This window comes from Pseudomaricurvus sp. ABR4_320 (assembly GCF_056159445.1).
In genome coordinates this window covers 44,831-65,567 of the sequence record NZ_JBSWVF010000016.1, presented here as the reverse complement: position 1 = coordinate 65,567, position 20,737 = coordinate 44,831, and the positions used below count along the sequence as shown (strand labels likewise).

19 protein-coding genes and 3 tRNA genes are annotated in these 20,737 nt (G+C 48.8%); 19 read left to right on the top strand and 3 right to left on the bottom strand.

Annotation, left to right across the window (positions count from 1 at the left end):
- From ACXAFR_RS22420 to ACXAFR_RS22360, 13 genes are all read left to right on the top strand, one after another.
- Positions 1 to 417, top strand: coding sequence for a Zn-ribbon domain-containing OB-fold protein (locus ACXAFR_RS22420; protein WP_475181177.1), 417 nt, complete (start codon positions 1 to 3; stop codon positions 415 to 417).
- Positions 418 to 451: 34 nt separating this feature from the next.
- Complete coding sequence (locus ACXAFR_RS22415) at positions 452 to 1,180, top strand: PIG-L deacetylase family protein (RefSeq protein WP_475181174.1); 729 nt, start codon at positions 452 to 454, stop codon at positions 1,178 to 1,180.
- Positions 1,181 to 1,272: 92 nt separating this feature from the next.
- Complete coding sequence (locus tag ACXAFR_RS22410; protein ID WP_475181169.1) at positions 1,273 to 1,488, top strand: hypothetical protein; 216 nt, start codon at positions 1,273 to 1,275, stop codon at positions 1,486 to 1,488.
- A gap of 169 nt (positions 1,489 to 1,657) precedes the next feature.
- Positions 1,658 to 3,661, top strand: coding sequence for a threonine--tRNA ligase (gene thrS, locus ACXAFR_RS22405; protein ID WP_475181167.1), 2,004 nt, complete (start codon positions 1,658 to 1,660; stop codon positions 3,659 to 3,661).
- Entirely contained in the window at positions 3,658 to 5,025 is a 1,368-nt protein-coding gene (locus ACXAFR_RS22400; protein ID WP_475181165.1) for a dihydroorotase, read from the top strand. The genes thrS and ACXAFR_RS22400 overlap by 4 nt, the downstream gene beginning before the upstream one ends.
- A gap of 56 nt (positions 5,026 to 5,081) precedes the next feature.
- Positions 5,082 to 5,594, top strand: a complete 513-nt coding sequence (hisI, locus tag ACXAFR_RS22395; protein WP_475181162.1) for a phosphoribosyl-AMP cyclohydrolase — start codon at positions 5,082 to 5,084, stop codon at positions 5,592 to 5,594.
- Positions 5,595 to 5,682: 88 nt separating this feature from the next.
- Positions 5,683 to 7,581, top strand: coding sequence for an oligoendopeptidase F (gene pepF, locus ACXAFR_RS22390; protein WP_475181160.1), 1,899 nt, complete (start codon positions 5,683 to 5,685; stop codon positions 7,579 to 7,581).
- 9 nt (positions 7,582 to 7,590) lie between these two features.
- Positions 7,591 to 9,309, top strand: a complete 1,719-nt coding sequence (locus ACXAFR_RS22385) for a protein adenylyltransferase SelO family protein (protein ID WP_475181158.1) — start codon at positions 7,591 to 7,593, stop codon at positions 9,307 to 9,309.
- A 78-nt stretch (positions 9,310 to 9,387) separates the two neighbouring features.
- Positions 9,388 to 9,777 carry a nuclear transport factor 2 family protein gene (locus tag ACXAFR_RS22380; protein ID WP_475181157.1) on the top strand — a complete coding sequence of 130 codons (390 nt, stop codon included), beginning with the start codon at positions 9,388 to 9,390 and terminating at the stop codon, positions 9,775 to 9,777.
- 90 nt (positions 9,778 to 9,867) lie between these two features.
- Positions 9,868 to 10,845 carry a M14 family metallopeptidase gene (locus ACXAFR_RS22375; RefSeq protein WP_475181155.1) on the top strand — a complete coding sequence of 326 codons (978 nt, stop codon included), beginning with the start codon at positions 9,868 to 9,870 and terminating at the stop codon, positions 10,843 to 10,845.
- A gap of 79 nt (positions 10,846 to 10,924) precedes the next feature.
- Complete coding sequence (hemB, locus tag ACXAFR_RS22370) at positions 10,925 to 11,935, top strand: porphobilinogen synthase (RefSeq protein WP_475181153.1); 1,011 nt, start codon at positions 10,925 to 10,927, stop codon at positions 11,933 to 11,935.
- A gap of 261 nt (positions 11,936 to 12,196) precedes the next feature.
- Positions 12,197 to 12,496, top strand: a complete 300-nt coding sequence (locus ACXAFR_RS22365; RefSeq protein ID WP_475181151.1) for an ArsR/SmtB family transcription factor — start codon at positions 12,197 to 12,199, stop codon at positions 12,494 to 12,496.
- A 25-nt stretch (positions 12,497 to 12,521) separates the two neighbouring features.
- A complete protein-coding gene (locus ACXAFR_RS22360) occupies positions 12,522 to 12,881 on the top strand; it encodes a hypothetical protein (RefSeq protein ID WP_475181150.1) in 360 nt (119 codons plus the stop codon).
- A 112-nt stretch (positions 12,882 to 12,993) separates the two neighbouring features.
- Here the strand turns inward: ACXAFR_RS22360 and ACXAFR_RS22355 are convergent, their stop codons facing one another.
- The 3 genes from ACXAFR_RS22355 to ACXAFR_RS22345 all read right to left on the bottom strand — a co-directional run bounded on the left by ACXAFR_RS22355 (position 12,994) and on the right by ACXAFR_RS22345 (position 16,229).
- A complete protein-coding gene (locus ACXAFR_RS22355) occupies positions 12,994 to 14,193 on the bottom strand; it encodes a S8 family peptidase (RefSeq protein ID WP_475181148.1) in 1,200 nt (399 codons plus the stop codon).
- A gap of 252 nt (positions 14,194 to 14,445) precedes the next feature.
- A complete protein-coding gene (locus ACXAFR_RS22350) occupies positions 14,446 to 15,117 on the bottom strand; it encodes an alpha/beta hydrolase (protein WP_475181146.1) in 672 nt (223 codons plus the stop codon).
- A gap of 431 nt (positions 15,118 to 15,548) precedes the next feature.
- The gene (locus ACXAFR_RS22345; RefSeq protein WP_475181144.1) at positions 15,549 to 16,229 is read right to left on the bottom strand and encodes a hypothetical protein; all 681 of its coding nucleotides are present in this window, start codon (positions 16,227 to 16,229) and stop codon (positions 15,549 to 15,551) included.
- Between the two features lie 1,400 nt (positions 16,230 to 17,629).
- Between ACXAFR_RS22345 and ACXAFR_RS22340 the strand changes: the two genes are divergently transcribed.
- The 6 genes from ACXAFR_RS22340 to ACXAFR_RS22315 all read left to right on the top strand — a co-directional run bounded on the left by ACXAFR_RS22340 (position 17,630) and on the right by ACXAFR_RS22315 (position 20,591).
- Positions 17,630 to 17,704 (top strand) — tRNA-Glu (locus ACXAFR_RS22340).
- Between the two features lie 7 nt (positions 17,705 to 17,711).
- Positions 17,712 to 17,787: transfer RNA gene (locus ACXAFR_RS22335), tRNA-Trp, on the top strand.
- A 56-nt stretch (positions 17,788 to 17,843) separates the two neighbouring features.
- Positions 17,844 to 18,350 carry an HD domain-containing protein gene (locus tag ACXAFR_RS22330; protein WP_475181142.1) on the top strand — a complete coding sequence of 169 codons (507 nt, stop codon included), beginning with the start codon at positions 17,844 to 17,846 and terminating at the stop codon, positions 18,348 to 18,350.
- Between the two features lie 1,036 nt (positions 18,351 to 19,386).
- A tRNA-Lys gene (locus ACXAFR_RS22325) sits at positions 19,387 to 19,461 on the top strand.
- A 111-nt stretch (positions 19,462 to 19,572) separates the two neighbouring features.
- Positions 19,573 to 19,878, top strand: coding sequence for a hypothetical protein (locus tag ACXAFR_RS22320; protein ID WP_475181140.1), 306 nt, complete (start codon positions 19,573 to 19,575; stop codon positions 19,876 to 19,878).
- Between the two features lie 140 nt (positions 19,879 to 20,018).
- Positions 20,019 to 20,591, top strand: a complete 573-nt coding sequence (locus ACXAFR_RS22315) for an HNH endonuclease (protein ID WP_475181139.1) — start codon at positions 20,019 to 20,021, stop codon at positions 20,589 to 20,591.
- Positions 20,592 to 20,737 lie beyond the last annotated feature (146 nt).

Sequence of the window (20,737 nt, the reverse complement as noted above, 5' to 3'; positions counted from 1 at the left end):
ATGACTGACCCACACCGTATCACTGCCCCAGAAGTCAACACAGAAACCAAAGCCTTTTGGGACGCAGCCAACGAAAACCGGTTGCTATTAAAGCGCTGTTTACGCACGGGCAAAGCTTTTTTTCCTCCTCGTACCCATAGCCCGTTCACCGGACTTTCGGAAACAGATTGGATAGAAGCAAGCGGTGCTGGAATTGTGTATTCGTTCAGCATTTTGACCCGTCAAACGGTTACACACTGCATTGCCTACATCACACTAGAAGAAGGCCCCACGGTGCTCAGTAATATAACCATGTGCGATACAAAGTCGGTATACATCGGCCAAGCCGTGCAGGCAATCTTTGTCGCCAGTACAAGCGGGCAAAAAGTGCCGATGTTCAAACCGGTTGAGCAGTTCCCCTCTTACAAAGACCAATAGTGTTTACAGCCTAATAAGTTTCAAGGAGATTTTCATGTCACAAGCTCGATCCGCCCTCGTCGTCAGTGCTCATTCTGCAGACTTCGTTTGGCGAGCCGGCGGTGCAATCGCACACCATGCCAGTATGGGCTGGCACGTAAAAATTGTGTGTCTGTCCTACGGCGAACGCGGTGAGTCAGCCAAACTTTGGCGCCAATCCGGAATGACTCTTGAAAAAGTAAAAGCAGGCCGTCGTGAAGAAGCACAGCGTGCTGCCGATATCCTTGGAGCCGATGTCGAGTTCTGGGATATAGGTGACTATCCTATGCGCGTAAACGACGACACATTGATGCGACTGGTGGATTTGTACCGTGCTGTGCAGCCGGAATTTGTGTTAAGTCATTCTTTAAAAGACCCATATAACTTTGACCACCCTCTCGCGATGCATATAACACAAGAGGCTCGCATTATTGCGCAGGCAGAAGGCCACAATCCGGGACAAAAAATTCTAGGGGCACCTCCCGTTTACGCGTTTGAGCCGCACCAAACAGAGCAATGTGGTTGGGAACCTAACACATTCCTTGACATTACAGACGTATGGGAAACAAAACGTCGCGCCATTGAATGCATGGCAGGACAGGAGCATTTGTGGCATTACTACACCCGCGTCGCCCAGCAACGCGGCGTGCAAGCTAAGCGCAATATCGGTATTACTGCATCACGAAATATTGAGTATGCCGAGGGGTTTATGCGCTTAACGCCAACGGTGGTAAACACCTTATAGAACCCATTAAAGACCTGTTCCGCGCGAACTGATATACCTGCCGGATGAGTGAACAGGGTGAATCACAATCAACAAAAAAGGATATTAAAACGATGCAAACGTTGTTCATACCAGAAACCTATGATCAATGGCACCATTGCATTACCGTTCAGTGTGAGCAGCCATTAACTCTGGACTACATTGAGGCTCGTATCGCAGCACTCAACGACTCACGAGATTATATGACGCGAAAATTTGTTGAACTCTACGGTGATCAACAAAGATTAAAAACGCTGCGTTGGTTTGAGCAAGCAAAATCGACTGTGTAATGTCAAAAGACGTTTATCGACAACGATAAACCTCTAAAGATTGTGATTTTCCGATCATGACGAGGCGGAACTGAATGATTTCACCAATGACGCGAGAAGATCTCAAAATGTTAATTTTGAGAGATGCCTTTCTGTTTAAATATCTAATCGTCAAACGAATATCACGAATATGACAACGCCATCTAAAGCACAAAATCCTTCCAAAATTACTGTGACACTTCCCGATGGGTCGCGTCGATATTTTTCACGTCCGACATCCGTTTACGAAATTGCCAATCAAATCGGGCCAGGCTTAGCAAAAAATACCCTGGCAGGAAATGTGAACGGTAAGTTGGTGGATGCCGTAGATCCCATTTCTCAGGATGCAACTGTCGAGGTTATCACGCCCAAAAGCCCGGAAGGTTTGGAAATTATCCGACACTCTTGTGCACATTTGGTGGGGCATGCGGTTAAACAGCTCTACCCTGCCGCTAAAATGGTTATTGGTCCCGTCATTGAAAACGGCTTTTACTACGATATCGCCTACGAACGCCCCTTCACGCTTGACGACATGAAGGCAATAGAACAGCGTATGCATGAACTCATCGCCAAACACTACGATGTTACCAAGCGTGTTATGTCCCGTGACCAAGTGATCGCCATTTTCCGAAGTCGTAACGAAGAGTACAAATTACGACTGATCGATGATATGCCCGAACAACAGGAGTTGGGTGTTTACTTCCACGAAGAATATGTGGATATGTGTCGCGGCCCTCATGTTCCGAATACACGATTTCTTAAACACTTTACGCTAACCAAAATTGCCGGCGCTTATTGGCGTGGTGACGCCAGTAACGAACAGTTACAGCGTATCTATGGAACGGCCTGGGCGGACAAAAAGGGGTTAAAGGCTTATCTGAAACTAATTGAAGAAGCCGAAAAAAGAGATCATCGTAAAATTGGTCGCGTGCTAGACCTCTTTCACTTCCACGACCAGGCACCCGGTGCTGTATTCTGGCACCCCAAGGGCTGGACGCTGCTTCAGGAACTCATCAGCTATATGCGTCGACGGCAACAAGAGACCGGTTATATTGAAGTTAATACACCCGATGTCATGGATCGTAGTTTGTGGGAAATATCAGGGCACTGGCAAAATTATCGAGACAATATGTTTACTACGGTAACAGAAGATGATCGTCACCTGGCGTTAAAACCAATGAGCTGCCCCGGCAGTGTACTGTTATACCGCCACGGCCTGAAGAGTTATCGCGACCTGCCTATTCGTATGGCGGAGTTCGGTAAAGTACACCGCTACGAACCTTCCGGCGCGTTGCACGGATTGATGCGCGTGCGACACTTTACACAGGATGATGCTCACATCTATTGCACCCCGCAAGAGATGAACGGCGAATGCCGCGAGGTGATTGCGCTTGTCCTGGACATCTACCGACAGTTTGGATTTGAGGACGTCCACATTAAGCTTTCGACGCGCCCTGAAAACCGTATAGGCGATGACGCGACCTGGGATCTACTGGAGAGCGCACTGACTCGATCTCTTGAAGAGTTAACGCTGGAATACCAACTCAATCCAGGTGAAGGAGCGTTTTACGGTCCGAAACTGGAGTTTGTACTGCGCGACACTATTGGCCGAGATTGGCAGTGTGGAACGTTGCAAGTGGATATGAATTTGCCTGAACGCTTTGGCATTGAGTATATCGACGAAGATGGGCAGCGCAAGCGCCCAGTATTGCTGCATCGTGCTCTGTTTGGTTCCCTCGAACGATTTACCGGCATTTTAATTGAGCATTATGCCGGTAAACTGCCCGCCTGGTTGACGCCGGTACAGGCTGTCGTACTGACCATTACCGATGATCAGACAATCTACGCTCAGGACGTTGCACGGTTGCTTAGCGGCGTTGGAATACGTGTAGAGACTGATCTTCGCAATGAAAAAATCGGTTACAAAATTCGTGAGCATACCTTGTCGAAAGTTCCCTTTTTACTCGTGGTCGGATCTCGAGAAAAAAGCCAGGGGACTGTCACCCTGCGTAGCCGAGAGGGCGAGGACTTGGGTGCATTGCCTTTGGAGAAAGTCGTGGAAAAACTCTTGGGCGGTGTGCAAACGCCGGATGCAGTCGCCCGTCACAAGGCCCAGTCCGCACTGCAGAAACGCCTCCACAGTAACACCCGATGAGTCACTCAGCCCCAACCGCCCACGAGCATCGCCACGCAGATCTTTTGATTTGCGGTGGAAGTGTTGTCACGCCTAATGGTACAGAGGTTATTGATATTGCCTGTACCGATGGAGTCATCTCGGCGCTTGGCAATCTACGCAATACATGGCATGCAACGCACACGCTTAGGGCTAGCGGTTTACATATATTACCCGGGGTGATTGATAGTCAGGTTCATTTTCGAGAGCCAGGTTTAACCCACAAGGAAGACATAGAAGCGGGAACGAGAGGCGCCGTATTGGGGGGCGTCACGACTGTCTTTGAGATGCCTAACACCAATCCACTCACGCTGTGGGAAACAGATTTGCAGTCCAAAATGGATGCAGCCAAGGGGCGCGCCTGGTGCGATTATGCGTTTTATATTGGCGGTTCCAAGGCCAACGTTGATCACTTGCAAACCCTAGAAACCTTGCCTGGTTGCGCCGGTGTTAAAGTCTTTATGGGAAGCTCTTTTGGCGATTTACTGGCTGAAGAAGACGATGTTTTACGACGCATCTTACGCAATGGTCATCGGCGCTTGGCAGTACACGCTGAAGACGAAGCTCGTCTAAGAGGGCGCAAAGCACTGGTCGATAGAAGCGGAAACGTCTGCGACCACCCACATTGGCGCGACGTTGAAAGCGCCTTTAAAGCCACTCGCCGAATACTTGCTTTGGCTGCAGAAGCTGGCCGACGGATACATGTTTTGCACGTAACATCTGCAGAAGAAATGGCGTTTTTGGCTCTGCACAAACGACGAGTCACCGTAGAAACTACACCTCATCACTTAACGCTACACGCTCCAGACTGTTATGAACGGCTTGGCAGCTTTGCTCAAATGAATCCACCAATCCGGGAACTGCCCCATCAAGAAGCCCTATGGAAAGCGATTCGCGAGGGTGTTGTAGATGTTATCGGCAGTGACCACGCGCCTCACACACGTGAAGAAAAAGCCAATCCCTATCCCAAGTCTCCGAGTGGCATGACCGGCGTGCAGACGTTGCTGCCGATTATGCTAAATCATATTCACTCTGGCAGGTTGAGTTTGCAGCGTTTAGTCGATCTTACCAGCTCTGGCCCAGCGCGCATTTTCGGAATTGAAGGCAAGGGACGCCTTGCATTGGGGTATGACGCCGACATCACCCTCGTCGATCTTTCTGCCAGGCGAATCATTCTCAATGATTGGATTGCAAGCCGCAGTGGGTGGACCCCTTACGACGGTATGAGCGTTACCGGTTGGCCAATACACACTGTCGTTCGGGGCCAAACTGTGGTCCGGGATGAAGTCTTGATAGGACAGCCGCAAGGTAAAGCGATTCACTTTTTGGAAACCCCCTGCCATTAACTTATTAACCAGATGGAATATAAAACACACTGGATTGATCAATACGGAGACATTCGATGAACAACGGCGCTAAGACACCAACGTCCGCTATCACGGAAAAAATTACCTTCGCGCAGCGCACTTCCATAGAACAGGTTGAAGAGGGGCAGGATTTAGCACCCAAATTCGATCAAGATGGGCTAATAGCGTGTGTTACAACCGACGCTTCGAACGGCGACGTGTTGATGCTGGGTTATATGAACCGCGACGCCTTGGCAAAAACCATCCTGACCGGTGAAGCTCACTATTGGAGTCGCAGCCGCCAAGTACTGTGGCACAAAGGAGCAACCAGCGGCTTGATTCAGCGGGTGGTCGAGATGCGCATCGATGACGACCAAGACGCGGTGTGGCTGCGCGTTGCATTGGCAGCTGGCACTCACAGTGATCCAGCCAGTTGCCATGTGGGCTATCGCAGCTGCTTTTACCGCAGTATTGAGATAAAAACAGGCGAAATTGGTTATGTGGAGACTGAAAAAACCTTCGATCCCAAGATCGTTTATGGCGATTCACCGAACCCAACAATTTTATAGTAAAGACCCTGCAAATAGTGATCGAACGTCAGCGACGTAAAACACAATGGCATAGATTTGCACCCTGCCCTTTTACATAGAGAATATGATGACAAAAGACAATGTTACCTATAGCGCTACAAATCTATTGTGGTGCAGCCTACTGGCGATGCTTATTTTCGTTGGGCCAGCTCTGGCACAGGAGGCAGAACCCACCATTGATAAAGCATACATTTGGGATTTGACCCCCTTCTACCCTACAAAATCCGATTGGGAGGCAGAGCTTGAGCGCCTGCGTGGCGATATTGAAAGCCTCAAAAAGTACGAAGGTCAACTTGGCCGCAATGCTGAAACTCTCTTGAAGGCACTGGACTCCCAGTCTGCGTTTTCCAAAGATCTAATGCGGGCATGGACTTACGCATCTAACATTCGCAATACCAATTTGGGTGATGCTGAAGGACAAGCCATGGTTGGGCGACTTCAAGCGCTATCGCAAGAGGCAAGTGCAGCGCAAAGTTATTTGGCACCTGAGTTGGTTGCCTTGGGTGAGCGCCGCATCGAAAAATACATTAATGAAGATCCGGGGCTTGCCAAACACGCTCTATATCTCAGGAATACGTTACGACAAGGCGATCATGTTCTTTCGCCGGAAACAGAAAAAGCTCTTTCCCTTATGGGGTCGGCATTATCAGCATCGCAGGGAGCCCGTGACCTTTTAGCCAATGCGGAAATCGACTGGCCTCGAATTACCTTGAGTGATGGAAGCGAGGTTCACCTCACGAATGCGGGTTACGCTCTGCATCGCGCAGACCCGAACCGTGAGGATAGGATTGCCGTTTTTGATGCTTTTTGGGGTAGATATAAAGATTTTGAGGGAACCTTTGGAGCGACCTTAAACGGTGAAGTTCAGGCAAATGTCGCTGCCGCAACAGCTCGCCATTACGATAATACACTGCAGTACTTCTTATCTGAGGATAACATTCCCGAGAAAGTCTATCGAACCCTGGTACAAGTGACCAATGATCGAATTGATGTACTGCACCGATATTTCAAGTTACGCGCACGGATGCTGGGCATTGAGGATCTCGGTTATCACGACATCTACCCGCATTTGGTCGAGACAGACCTCACCTTTCCCATCGACAAAACTCGACAGCATGTATTAGCTGCAACCCAAATTTTGGGGGAAGAATATTCAGACATTTTTTCAAAAGCAACGCTTGAGCGTTGGATGCATGTCTATCCCCAACCGGGAAAGCGTTCAGGCGCCTATATGTCTGGATCTGCATACGATGTACACCCGCTTATTCTGCTAAATCACCAGGATACTTACAATGATGCGTCAACCTATGCTCACGAGTGGGGCCATGGGATGCATCAGATTCTGACCAATGGAAACCAGCCATTTGAACTTGCCGATTTCTCAATTTTCACAACCGAAATCGCCGCTATTGCGAATGAACTGCTCTTGCAAGAACATATGTTGGAACAAGCTACCGATATCAATGAACGCTTGTTTTATCTCGGCTATACCCTGGAGCAAATGCGTGGAACGTTTTTTCGCCAAGTCATGTTTTCTGAATTTGAGTTGGCCATCCATGAAGAAGTGGAGCAAGGCAAAGCGTTAACCGGTGCTCGCATGACAGAAATCTATGGTGAGATACTTAAGCGCTATCACGGTCATGATCAAGGCGTGATGACCATTACTGAGCGCGATATGATCGAATGGGCCTATATCCCACATTTTTATTACAATTTTTACGTCTACCAATATGCGACCTCCATCGCCGGTGCTGCCTATTTTGTCGATCAGATAAAAACCGGGGGCGATGCCGCTCGTGAAAACTATCTTAATTTCCTTAAAGCCGGTGGATCCGATTACCCGGTCGACATTTTAAAAAACGCCGGGCTCGATATGACCACCCCGGCCCCTTACAATGCTGTCATTGATCGCATGGACGCCGTGATGGATGACATCGAAGCCCTATTGAGCGCCCAAGGGAAATAGGTTTTAGCCATGACTCTTCCATCTCCATCTAATCCCGAAGCGTCCATCAATACCTTTGATGATTTTGTAGGTTTGGCAGACTATTCTCTTATGGATCACTTAAAAGCTGATCCTGACGCAAATGACCAAGGTGTTGATCACCTACCCCGCCAAGTAAATTCTGGCCACTATGTGCCAGTAAGACCCACCGCGTTGCCGGATCCAGAATACATCACGCATAGCCATACTTTTTTTAAAGAACTGGGGATGAATGATGCTCTGGTCTGCGACGACAATTTTCGTCGAATTTTTTGTGGTGATCTTACGGATACTCGATCTCCTATGCGACCAGTGGGATGGGCGACGGGTTACGCCCTTTCAATTTATGGGACTGAATACACTCTACAGTGCCCGTTTGGTACGGGCAACGGGTATGGCGATGGTCGTGCAATTTCTGTGGCTGAAGTCGTGGTCAATGGTCAGCGGTGGGAGATACAGTTAAAAGGCGGCGGCCAAACACCTTATTGCCGTGGAGCTGATGGACGCGCTGTGCTGCGTTCCAGTGTGCGCGAGTTTCTTGCCCAAGAGCACATGCATGCCTTGGGGATACCTACCTCACGGTCTTTTACGTTATTTGTCTCAAAAACGGAAACCGCAAGCCGCCCTTGGTATTCCCAAGACACCTGTTCTATTAATCCCGATATTATGATCGACAATCCGGTGGCGATCTCTACCCGCGTAGCGCCCTCTTTTTTGCGGGTTGGGCAATTGGAATTATTTGCACGCCGCGTACGCAACAATACTCACGATCAAGCGTTTAACGAGCTACGCATGATCGTCGCGCATGTGATTGAAAGGGAATACAAAAACGATATTGATCAACAAACTTCCTTTGCGGACCAACTGATTGCCTTGGCGACTCTGTTTCGTCAACGGTTGATCTCTTTAGTGGCCAATTGGCTTCGTGTAGGGTATTGCCAAGGGAACTTTAACAGTGATAACTGTGCAGCAGGAGGTTTTACACTGGATTATGGGCCCTTCGGTTTTTGTGAAATCTTCGATACTGAGTTTCAACCATGGACAGGCGGCGGTAAACATTTTTCTTTTTTGAATCAACCTACCGCAGCAGAAGCAAACTTTCATATGTTTTGGACCGCCCTGCGACCACTTCTGCTGAATGATAAAGATATCAACACTGGCGCCTTGGAGCAGTTCGATCAAGTACGTATCGATTTCGCAGCTGAGATGCAAAATCAAACAGAAACCATGTGGGCTGCAAAACTTGGCTTGGAATTCTTTGAGCCAAGATTATTCCAACAATTGCAAGAGCTGATGACTGTCTCAGGGGTTGATTACACGATATTTTTTCGTGAGCTGTCTCATATACCCGATGACATATCTGCAATAAAAAAGAGCTTTTACGTGATGACAACCCTGGAGCTGGATGAGCGGTGGCGATCTTGGCTTAATCAATGGCGTGACCTTGTAACAACGACCAGCGACGATCTATCGACGGTTTCCAACAAAATGAAGCGAACGAACCCAAAATACTCATGGCGTGAATGGTTAGTTGTCCCTGCCTATCAGCAAGCGAGGTGCGGCGACTACACCCTCACCAAAGAGCTACAAAACGTGCTCAGTCGTCCTTACGACGAACAATCTGAAGATGTCGAGGAAAAATATTATCGACTAAAACCGGAAAAGTACTTTACTGCCGGTGGCGTATCACACTATAGCTGCTCCTCTTAATAATGCGTTCACGCCAGCGCTCTGGTGGACAGTCAGTGTACTTTTTAAAACATCGAATGACGTATAAAGGCAAATCCAATGGCTCAACATAACCCTCGCGAAGTTCTGGACAAATGGATGTCAGCTGTAAATGACGCTGATGCGGATAGAATACTTGATCTTTACGATTCTCACGCTGTCTTGATTCCCACTTTTTCAAACCGGATACTGAATACACCTGAGAAACTGCGCAACTATTTTGAAACGCTGGGAAGTCGTCCAGAGTTGAGTATCGCTCTGCATGAAAAGACGGTGATAATTCAAGAACTCACTCCACAGATTTTTAGCTTGGCGGGTATCTACAATTGGCGCTTCGGTGTCGACGGAGAATTGCTGAATTTCGAAGCCCGTTTTAGCTATGTTATGGATATGGGTAGTCCCAAACCCATCGTCCATCACCATTCATCGCAAATACCACGTACACTTTAATTGTGATACAAATGTTTCGAAAAACAGCTGTTGGAACAGACCAATCGCAAATTTCTTGCAATATGACCGAGCCATTTTTTTGAGGTTGATATGCCTACTACTGATGTCATCAGTTCTTTGAACATTCATCAATTTATTGGCTTAACGCCCGGTCCCAAACTACTCATTTTAGGGGCAGTACACGGGAATGAAACCTGTGGCACTCACGCACTACGACGGATCATAGAGGAACTTGAAGCCGGCTCTCTCACGTTAATGTGCGGCACTCTGACGCTCATTCCAATTACCAATCCACTGGCGTATCAACTGCAACGTCGCCAGGGCGATCGTAATCTTAATCGTAATATGCGCGTGACGGAGATTCCACATGATTTCGAGGATAAGATTGCCAATGTTCTCTGCCCGTTGCTTGAACAGCACGATGTATTGCTCGATTTACACTCTTTTCATACCTCCGGAAAACCCTTCGCCCTGTTTGGTCCCTGCAACAATATTGACGTTATCGAGCCCTTTGCAAAAGCGGAAGCAGAAGAAGCATTGGCGATGTGCTTGGGTGTGCAACGCTTTGTCGAAGGCTGGTTGGAAACCTACGCGCAGGGCGTTAAAGATCGCCAGGCACGGGGCGCAGATGCCAGCGTCGACTATGGTGTAGGAACCACGGAAACCATGCGCCGCTACGGCGGTATCGGTATAACTCTCGAATGTGGCCAGCACCAAGAACCTCAAGCCTCCGAGGTTGCATACTCAGCCGTCAAACGGACATTGGCGCATTTAAAAATGGTTGCCCTTTCACCACCGCCACCCAGTGAACTTGCCGAAGTAATTCGCTTATATCGAGTGATAGATCGGTTGCATGAAGAAGATCGCTTTAACGGCGACTGGGAAAGCTTTGCAAAGGTTCAGCGAGGCCAAATCATTGCCTACCGCCGGGATGGCACTGAGATAACTGCAGAAAAAGATGGCTGGATTGTCTTTCCCAACCCTACTGCGCAAGTTAATCAAGAATGGTTTTATTTGGCGGAAGCTTCCGATCGTTTGAGCGGCAGTCATTACAAACCATCCAGCTGAAACAAAGGAATACACCGTGTTACCATTGCAGCTTACATGCCAGTGAGTATGCAGTGACAACAGAAGGGACATAAGCGCTATGCAAACAGTATTTGTTAATCGGCAGTTTCCAACGACTCGGATGCGGCGCAATCGTTACAGTGACTTTTCACGAAGGCTGGTTCGTGAGAACGAGTTGACACCTGGTGATCTCATACTGCCGGTCTTTGTGGTTGATGGTAAAAATCAATGCCATTCGGTTGCCACCATGCCAGGCATCAATCGATTATCAATTGACTTACTGCTGAGAGAGGTAGAAGAACTGCTAACCTTAGGTGTACCTGCTATTGCTCTATTTCCTAACGTTGAAAACCAATTAAAAACACCTAACGGCGATGAGGCATGGAATCCTACAGGGCTGGTGCCCCGCTCCGTCAAAGCGATCAAAGAGCGATTCCCCGAAATGGGGATCATATGTGACGGAGCACTCGATCCCTATACCAAACATGGGCAAGACGGCATCATCGACGATACCGGTAATGTGTTGAACGATGAAACTGTAACAGCGCTCTGCCGACAAGCGCTTGCCAACGCCGAAGCGGGTGCCGACGTCATTGCGCCCTCCGACATGATGGATGGCCGCGTAGGAACCATTCGCAGAGAATTGGACAAGGCTGATCTCTCCAATGTCCAGATCCTGGCTTATTCTGCCAAATACGCCTCTGCTTATTATGGCCCGTTTCGAGACGCGGTTGGATCCGCTACGAACTTGGGCAAGAGCAATAAACTGAATTATCAAATGGACCCGGCAAACAGTGACGAGGCGTTACACGAAATTGCATTGGATTTGTCGGAAGGTGCCGATATGGTCATGGTCAAGCCCGGCCTGCCCTATCTGGATATTGTCCGTAGAGTCAAGGATAACTTTGGAGTGCCGACTTTTGTCTATCAGGTGAGCGGCGAATACAGTATGCACAAAATGGCAATCGACCAAGGTATTGTGAGCAACGCCGTGATCCTGGAATCGCTGTACTGTATCAAGCGCGCCGGTGCCAGCGGCATATTAACGTATTTTGCCAAGGAAGCGGCTCAGCAGCTTAGCTCTCGGTGAGGCACAGCATTTCATAGGGAAAACCAAGCTCCTCCTGTACTTTGTGCTCGGGCTGAATCCCCGCCAACGCTTAAGAAAACCGGTGTCACTCTTTTTGTCCAACCAACCCAGTTGGCTGAAAGCGCGCTTCCTAAAAGCGATAAGAATATATCCCTTCAGTATCGACAAAAGATAAATTCCCTCTTGACGACGATCTTCCATAGATCTAATATTCTATAGTTCGTTAGAAAATTGGATGAGGGACTAGCAGCCTTTGTAAATATGGATTACCAATACGACACTTTACAGCTGACAGAAGCTGCCACAATCTTCCAGGCGCTTGCCGATGCCCCTCGATTGAAAATCTTGGTAACACTGGCACAAGGCCCCAATAGCGTGGGGGATTTAACTGAACGGTTAGACGAACGCACAGGCACAGTATCAGCACGTTTAAAAGTATTGTTGCAAGCGCGCTTAGTAACACGTCGGCGCCAGGGGCAATCAGTGATTTACTCAATCGCCGATGATCACGTGCTCCAGCTCATCGCCAATGCACTTGAGCATGCCAACGAACATATATAGACAAATGAACAGAGAGGTTTCAAAAATGACCAATTGCACAGCAACACATCACGGGGAACATCCACACGAACACGGCTCCAACTGTGGCCATACCGCCATCAAACACGAGGGGCATATCGACTATTTGCACGATGGCCACTTGCACCACCCACACGACGACCATATTGATGAGCACGTTATTAGCGTCAGCACTGAAAATCCCGATGCCTGTACGCCATCACATCAATGCGGTGGCCATGAAGACGGTCACGTACACGGTCCAGGCTGTGGCCATGAGGCAGTCCCCCACGGCGACCATATCGACTACCTGGTGAATGGCCATTTACATCATCCCCACGGTGATCACTGCGATGATCATGGCCCAATTGAGGTCGTCGTCGCCTAACTGACTCAGTTTTCTTCGTCAGTTCATATTCTTCATGAATGGGAACTGCTGTCCAACCCTCCCACCACAGGACAGCAGTTCTCAAGACACCACATCGAGTCTTTCTGTATCCTTAGATCATCGGCGACTGAACCATACCCGTACCGACGTCCTCCTCTTCAGTTTCTGAATGGAAGCCATCCAGGCGGCCACTCGCAATAATCTGTGATATCAGAGAAGGACTCTCAATATTACCCGTCATCTGACGCTGACGTTGTGCCCACAGGGCCGCCACTCCAGCAACATGCGGCGTCGCCATACTGGTGCCCGACATTGCAGTCAGACCACCGCCTGCCGCCGCGGAAACGATACCGACACCGGGGGCAGAAATGTCCACCTGATTGTTGGAGAAGTAGGCGACTTCGAAGCCTCCGCCAATCTCTCGCACTGCACCTACCGAAATTACGCCAGTTCCTGCGGCGGGTGGCGCGACGGCGATTTCATAATCCGGGCGGTTGCTTTCATTGCCAGCCGCCGCCACCAGAATACAGCCTTCACCAAAGGCACCTTGGGCCTCCACATAACTCGCCAGCTCTGTAAACAAATTAATGTTTTGACGATAGCCTTCTAGCGCGATGGATGTGGCTGGTTGAATCTCGTAACCATAATTCTCAACCATAAAATTCACATAGCCGGGGAAATCAATGCCTAGGGACATGGAAATAACGTTGGCCCCTTCTGAAATCGCCCATTGAATCGCTTGCGCAATCGTGGCGGAAGAACCGCCACCTTCACCGAGTACTTTGCCGATCAGCGCGCGCTCAATACCTCGCGCAACGCCGATTCTCGTGCCTTCCACATCGCGACCGAAAATCGTACCGGCACAGTGAGTACCATGCCCGTGGAGATCGTTATCTGCCTCAGTCGTAAAATTTCTCTGCATTAACGACACGCCAGCAAACGCAGGATGAGACGGATCAATTCCTGTGTCTAAAACCGCGACAGTAATACCCGAGCCATCGAAACTACTTTCATTGGCTTTAACGGCATTGATACCCCAGGTTGCTGTTGCGCTAGTATCGACATCCGAGGCTTCAAAATCGACCGGTTCAATCAAGGTGAGAGGCATCGGTGGTGCGATGGCGCGAACCCGAGGATCTCTTCGTAAATCCCGGCTCTCTTTTGGCGTCAGCTCGACTTCATCGAGTTCAAATTCCTCCCCCATCGGTGATGAGGAAGAAGACATAAACGGCCCTCTTCTCACGCCGAGATTATCCATGGTGGGAACTAACCGCTGATTTGCTTTCAAGACAATATACTTACTTTCGCTCATCTCCAACCTCCGGGTTTTTAAGTGTAAAAGTAAGACAGGTTTAATGAACGCGATACCAGCAAGGAATGCGCGTTCGAAGAACCATAAAGTTATAGATCTTATGTTTATCAATCTTTCCGTTTTCGTAGAGAAAACTAACTTATGATTCAATATTACGCATCCCCCGTTTAGAGGAATTTACGCAGCGTGAAATCGAAGAAGAAAATAAGAGCGAACTGTCGCTAACTTCGATGGTAGAAATTGCTCGTGCAGCTATCCCAGCACCTGTTGCAGCCATTGGCGAATGGCCTCAATTTCTTCCATACAGATGTTATGCTCCATCGGATAATCTGACCAGGTCACAGCAAAACCGTTGGCAATCAGAGCATCGCATGCCATTTTTCCGAGAGAAATGGGTACTACGTTATCGTGAGTACCGTGTGCCATAAGAATGGGCGTTTTTTTATTGGTATCGGAGGCTTCGCTGCTCAACTTTTGCGGAACACACATATAGGTTGAAAGCGCCATAATCCCCGCAAGCTCTTTTTCAATGCGCGTGCCTAAATGCAACGCAATGACCCCACCTTGAGAAAATCCTGCCAGAACGATTTTATTAGCTGGAATCCCCTTTTCTATTTGGTAGTTGAGTAGCTGTTCTACGGCCGTTGCAGATTCAATAACCCCTGTCTCATCGGCACGGTTATCCAGATCAAAGCTTTTGATGTCATACCAGGCACGCATCCGCATACCGCCGTTCACCGTCACCGGCCGTTCAGGTGCATGGGGAAAGAGAAACTTAATCGGCAGCGTCGGTTGCACTTTCAGCTCGGGAACAATGGGAGCAAAACCATGACCAGAGTCTCCCAATCCATGCAGCCAAACCACACAGGCTTGAGGGTTGGCACCAGTATCCACCTCGACATAAGGGAGTAAAGCATCCGTCATTGTAAATCCTTTGGGTTGGTCAGCATTCTGTCGCTGGATCTATTGTGTTGGTCGCAGAGAGATTGGGCCGCTCTGCGGGTAATCGCAAATATAGCCTAACATGCTACCATCGCCTCGAGAATTCACCATGTTTAGCCGTCATTCACCCAACCCGCACTGCGCGGATTTTACGGATATTTTCTGTGAGCAGACGTCGTCTATCTGGGTTGAATGAGAATGATCGCTGCGGTCGCTATAAATTGGCGGATGTTCAAAATCGGCCGTGTTATATCAAAGCGATCATTTAGGGGGGAGTTGGCGTCTGATCTGAATTCTTCGTGATATGAGTGACAGGTTGTATCACACAGGGGCACTGGGGCACTGGGGCAGAAGGTGCCGGTTAAAAAACCACCAGAACATAATGGCAACGCAGGTAATGAATCAGAGGTTCCCTAACTTCTATCAGCACTCAAATACACGGTAACCGTATCACCACGCGGCGCATCCCATACTGCGTTTGGCAAAGATGCACTAATCCGGCTGGAGACGATCCTTTCAGGGTCAGGCATCGCCGACTTTTCTAATGACATCACCACACGACAGGTATGACTGCGACACTCGACGTCCTGCACCGCAACACCTTCACTGTCGGCGCTATCGAGTTCAAACCCATCAGTGCTGAGCAGATTCTCGTGTTCTACAGCCCAGTGATCGTCGCGTTCATCGGTCAAAAAGTCGTTCGACGCCTCAGCGCGACAGGCGGCGATTTGCTCATTGGTATTGTCGCGAGCGACCTCCTCTGTTGAATCAACATGGACAGAAATTGAGTCTTCTGGCGCATTGATGTCTGTCGCCCCAGCCGTCTGCTGCCTGCCCAGAGAGGTATTTCGGTCAGCTTTGACTGCCTGAAGCTCCTGCTGCAGGACATGAACAGCTTGATCGAGTTGTTGAAACTCCCCCATCGTTTCATTAAACGCAGTAACACTCTCTTGCATGGATGCCATTAGCTTTTGCGATTCTGTGAGCTGTTCCGAGATCGCCTCACTGTCCTGGTAATCCAGAACAGTGGCTGCGGCCAGCACTCCGACAAAAAATAGAGATACTGTAGACGTCATGGGTGACGATAGCTTCATGGTCAATGCCTCCTCAAGCTGGCGTCCACTGGACTCCGGCGAGATGAATCGTTGGTCTTCCTGACTCTGTCGTGCTGCAATGAAGATTATTCTTTGCGAACAGCGTCCCACAATCCATTTCGGCTTTCCTCCCCTAAATGGGGGATATTCCATCTTCAGCGCGACGCCAACCCCTATTTTGCTACTGCTAGCGCCTCTACTCTATGACATTTTCACGTTTTCACGGAAGAATCCAGACAATAAGGCTGGTTATTCTGACGGTATTTGAATATTAGGCAGTTCGTATCTTGACCAACAATGCCCTACCACTTCCGCGTCAATGACCTTCGCAGAGAACACATTTGATGTGAGGTCTGTACCCGCTATCGTAAATGCATTGCTATTCACTACGGACGACCAGATTGAATTTATCTTGGCCAGACCGCTGAAAAATCGATACACTGCCCACTGATTTATCGGAGATGACACGTGATGTCCATTTGTTCAGACCTACAGCAGAGAAAGCCAGCTCAAAGTGCGGGATGGGTTTCTATTGTCTGGATATTTGAGACCCGCACTCGCTAACGCGCCTCTCTTCAGGAAGGCGCAAGCCTTCCTCTGAGAATACAACGCTCAAGAACCCGGAAGGCTAACGCTAACCGGGTTTTTTTGTGCCCCGATTTTGGAGCGCGTTATTCAATGGTTCGAACGTGTTTCTTGTTGAAGGTTGGTCAGAGATTCTAATCTCTCACGGGGTCACTAATTGCACAGGAAGACGTTTTTTTGAGAAAGGAAATGACAAAAATGAAGAACATTTTGGAATAAGAAATATTGTTGCAAATAACCGTTCCATGCAGAAAGGATCTCCAATTTCTGCGTGACAGAGCCCTTTTGATTTTATTTTGCCGATTGCGTGCGAAAGGTATTTCTTCGCGTTAAAAAAACAGAATGACGATGTAAATATCAATAATTACAGAGACCTACAAAGCTTGACGAAAAATATTCAAACGTTATTATTTTCGCCAATCGCAGGTCATCAAGCCTGCAAACAGTTAATGTTGGAAACCTTATGAAACCCTTAGATAGACAACAACTAGTTCTAAAAAAATGGCAAATCTCTGTACAGAGTTTGTCCTTTCTTGGCGCACAGATGCGTGTCGAGACACCTGCTCTGTATTGTCTCGCTTCGCAGATCTGTGACTTTAGCAATGAGAAAAATTTGATGTAGCCAACCGAAAACCGGTTGGCTGCGGCCGACTGGATTTAGTTTTTCCAAAACCCCAGTTGGAGATCCAGCTGGGGTTTTTTTGTGGCTGGAAAAAGGTGCGCACCCACCAACACGGTGCAGTTTTTTTACAAAATGGTTGCAGTGAAAAACGACCACGGTTGCTCAGGCAGAGGCCCGTGGTCCCTTAAAGCATGTTCCTGTGGTCCAGCGGTTAAGACCCTGGCCTTTCAAGCCAGTAACACGAGTTCGAATCTCGTCAGGAACACCACTTTACTATGCCAGTAGATCAATCGGTAGATCATCGGTCTCCAAAACCGAAAGATGGAAGTTCGACTCTTCCCTGGCATGCCAAGTTTGCAGTGTAGGCAACGCCAATAAGCCCTATGACTTTTTTACGAGGAGAAGTTATGGATATCGTTGCTAAGGCCTATCGGTTCGCCGCAGAACGGCATGGCGCCATTAATCAGCGCCGACGTTACACTAATGAACCGTATATCGTTCATCCTCGCGAAGTTGCACAAATTGCTTCAACGGTTCCACACACCAAAGCGATGTTGTGTGCGGCCTATCTTCACGATGTTATTGAGGATACTCAAACAGACTCAGAAGAAATTCTAGCAACGTTTGGCCGGGATGTTGCGCGACTCGTGGATATGCTAACAGACGTTAGTCTGCCCATAGATGGTAATCGTGCGGCACGCAAAGAAATTGATCGACAACATTTGGCCAGAGCGAGTTCAAAGGCAAAAACGATCAAGCTCGCGGATTTAATCAGTAACGGTCACTCGATTGTGAAATACGACAAACACTTCGCGCAAATCTTTCTGCGTGAAATGCAGTTGTTGCTGGTTGTCTTGAAGGAAGGTGATGCTGTCCTCTGGAAAAGAGCTCATCAAATTGCTTATCAGTCGTAGATATGAAGAACATCATTAGGAAAGGCATGGCTGATGAAAATGACCAAATAAAATGAATTGCGGGCATGGCCGCGATAAGGCAGCGTGAGTTGCCGAAAGGGGAAGATTCTGCACCTCCCCGCCAGTATTTAGCATCGTCTGAATGACTGGTCACTCCATGCAAGCCGAGCGCTCTCGTCCTTCGTTCGCATATGCAGCGAGGGATAGTGAGAACGACATGACACGACAGAGCGAGCTGACGCACCGGTTTACCGGGAATGCAGGCTCGCGAATCAACAGGTGGAGCTGGATAGCGTGTGACCAACGTGTTGACTCTCGAAGTGCAAAGGGTAGCACCTGAGTTGGACCCGGCAGGGAACGGCCTTGTGCAGCTTGACAGTGTTGGGTATCGATGATGACCAAAACTGGAAAAGTCGTTCTATCCCCAGCATGGGATGAACAGGTGGCGAGTGGCATATTGCCGGCCAAAAGCTGGTGAAACCACTGAGTACGCTCGTCGCAGCAGATACATGGTAGCTCAATGGTAGAGCCCTTGCCTTTCAAGCAAGTGGTCGCTGGTTCGAATCCAGTCCGCAACGGAAACGCAAAGACGTACTCGGTATGTTGTGAAAATAGCTTAATGCCCTGCTGCTTCGGCAGAACAGGTGCTGATCGGAAGGCCGCAAGCCTGAAGATTATTTGTCAGAAAGTGCACGGTGGGTAGCAACCCTTTATAGCTCGCAAGGCTGACGGTAACGGAATGGCGGAATAGCGACATACGACAGGTGTATCGCCTCACCTCAAAAAAGGCAGCTATGTCGATAGACACGATCGTGCATCAGCAGGTCGTGTGGATACGTGGTCAACCTAGCTCGCAAGGCTCAGGGTAAAACCACAAAGGTATCGATACCGTTCGGTGTAATCTCAGCCGTTCAACCATATTAAATTGGGGTGTAGCCAAGTGGTCGGGCACCGGGCTTTGATCCCGGTTGACGAGGTTTCGAATCCCTCCACCCCTGCCAAAAACCAAGAGTTTTTAAAGACCAGAACAATTTTACGGAGGCTGGCTTAGCGGTTGAGCACCGGACTTTTAATCCGGCATAGAGGGGTTCGACTCCCCTGCCTCCGACCAAACTCGACGCCCTTTCATTCATAACTGCAACCGTTTACTGAATACGATTCCAAAGGAGTATCGCTCTTTGGTTATTTTCGTTGATACAAGTGACGCGACAGGACAAATACCATGCGTGTTTTCGCCGTAAAAAATGGCATACATTCTCCAGGGAGTATCACGTGCAGCAATGCCCGCCAAGTAAAGCGGATTCTCAATGAAGAGTGTGTCACGGAGCTGCTGATCGCCTTTCAATTGGAGGGACGATCCAATGGCTTGGACGTACTGAATTGGGCTTTAAAGAGAGGTCGTCTACCAAGCAGAATCACCGTTGTGGAAACCAATATTCTCGCATCGCGAGCGATGGGACGTTTGTTGGTTAAGCACGGCTTTAAAACACTGGATCAGCGCGGGTATATCCGGCTGCCGACTCAGTGAATTTGAAAAAAGAGATCAAACGACCTCAATAAGCTTATCGATCGTTTGGGGATATCGCTCAACTGGATAGAGCAACGGATTTTAACGCCATTAGCGGCAACTTCGATATCCGCTATCCCCACTAATTAAGGAGTGAAAAAATGACCGTGTTGCAATTATCCGCTCAAGGAAATCCATCAGCATGGCTCAGCTACACGGCAGCCGCCACACTGATCGTTAAGGGACAAGTCTCCTGGTCATTGGGCAACGTCGCTACAACCCTGCGCGGAGGTGTTTCTCGTTCGGGAAAACGCTCGTTGCTAGATGTACCTGCGATTATTGCAACGAGAGGCGTCTGTCGGGAAAAGCAATTCGTACCTTGTTTGACGAATCGGACTCTATTCCGCCGAGACGGTAATCAGTGTCTGTATTGTGGACAGGTATTTATGAAGGCACACCTGACCAGAGATCATATTGTGCCAAAGGTTCAAGGTGGAGAAGACCACTGGATGAATGTTGCTACCGCCTGCCGGCGATGCAACAACGTGAAAGGTGGACGTACTCCTGAGCAGGCTGGAATGTCTCTGATTGCGGTACCCTTCGTTCCGAATCGATTTGAGTACTTCTACCTTTCAGGGCATAAACTGTATCCAGAACAGACGGCTTACTTGAAAAGCCAATGGACCGGTCATCGGAGCTGGGAGGAAACGGAAAAGGTACTGACCACCGGCTAGACTATATCGATTCGTATCCAAGAGGCGAAATACGGTATGGTTGGAACGATGTTTATGAGTAGGATTGCTTTACTGAAAAGCTAAATCCGACGCTATGAAGCTATCAATGCTCGAAATCTATAGTTTATCGAGCCTCCCGAGGCTCG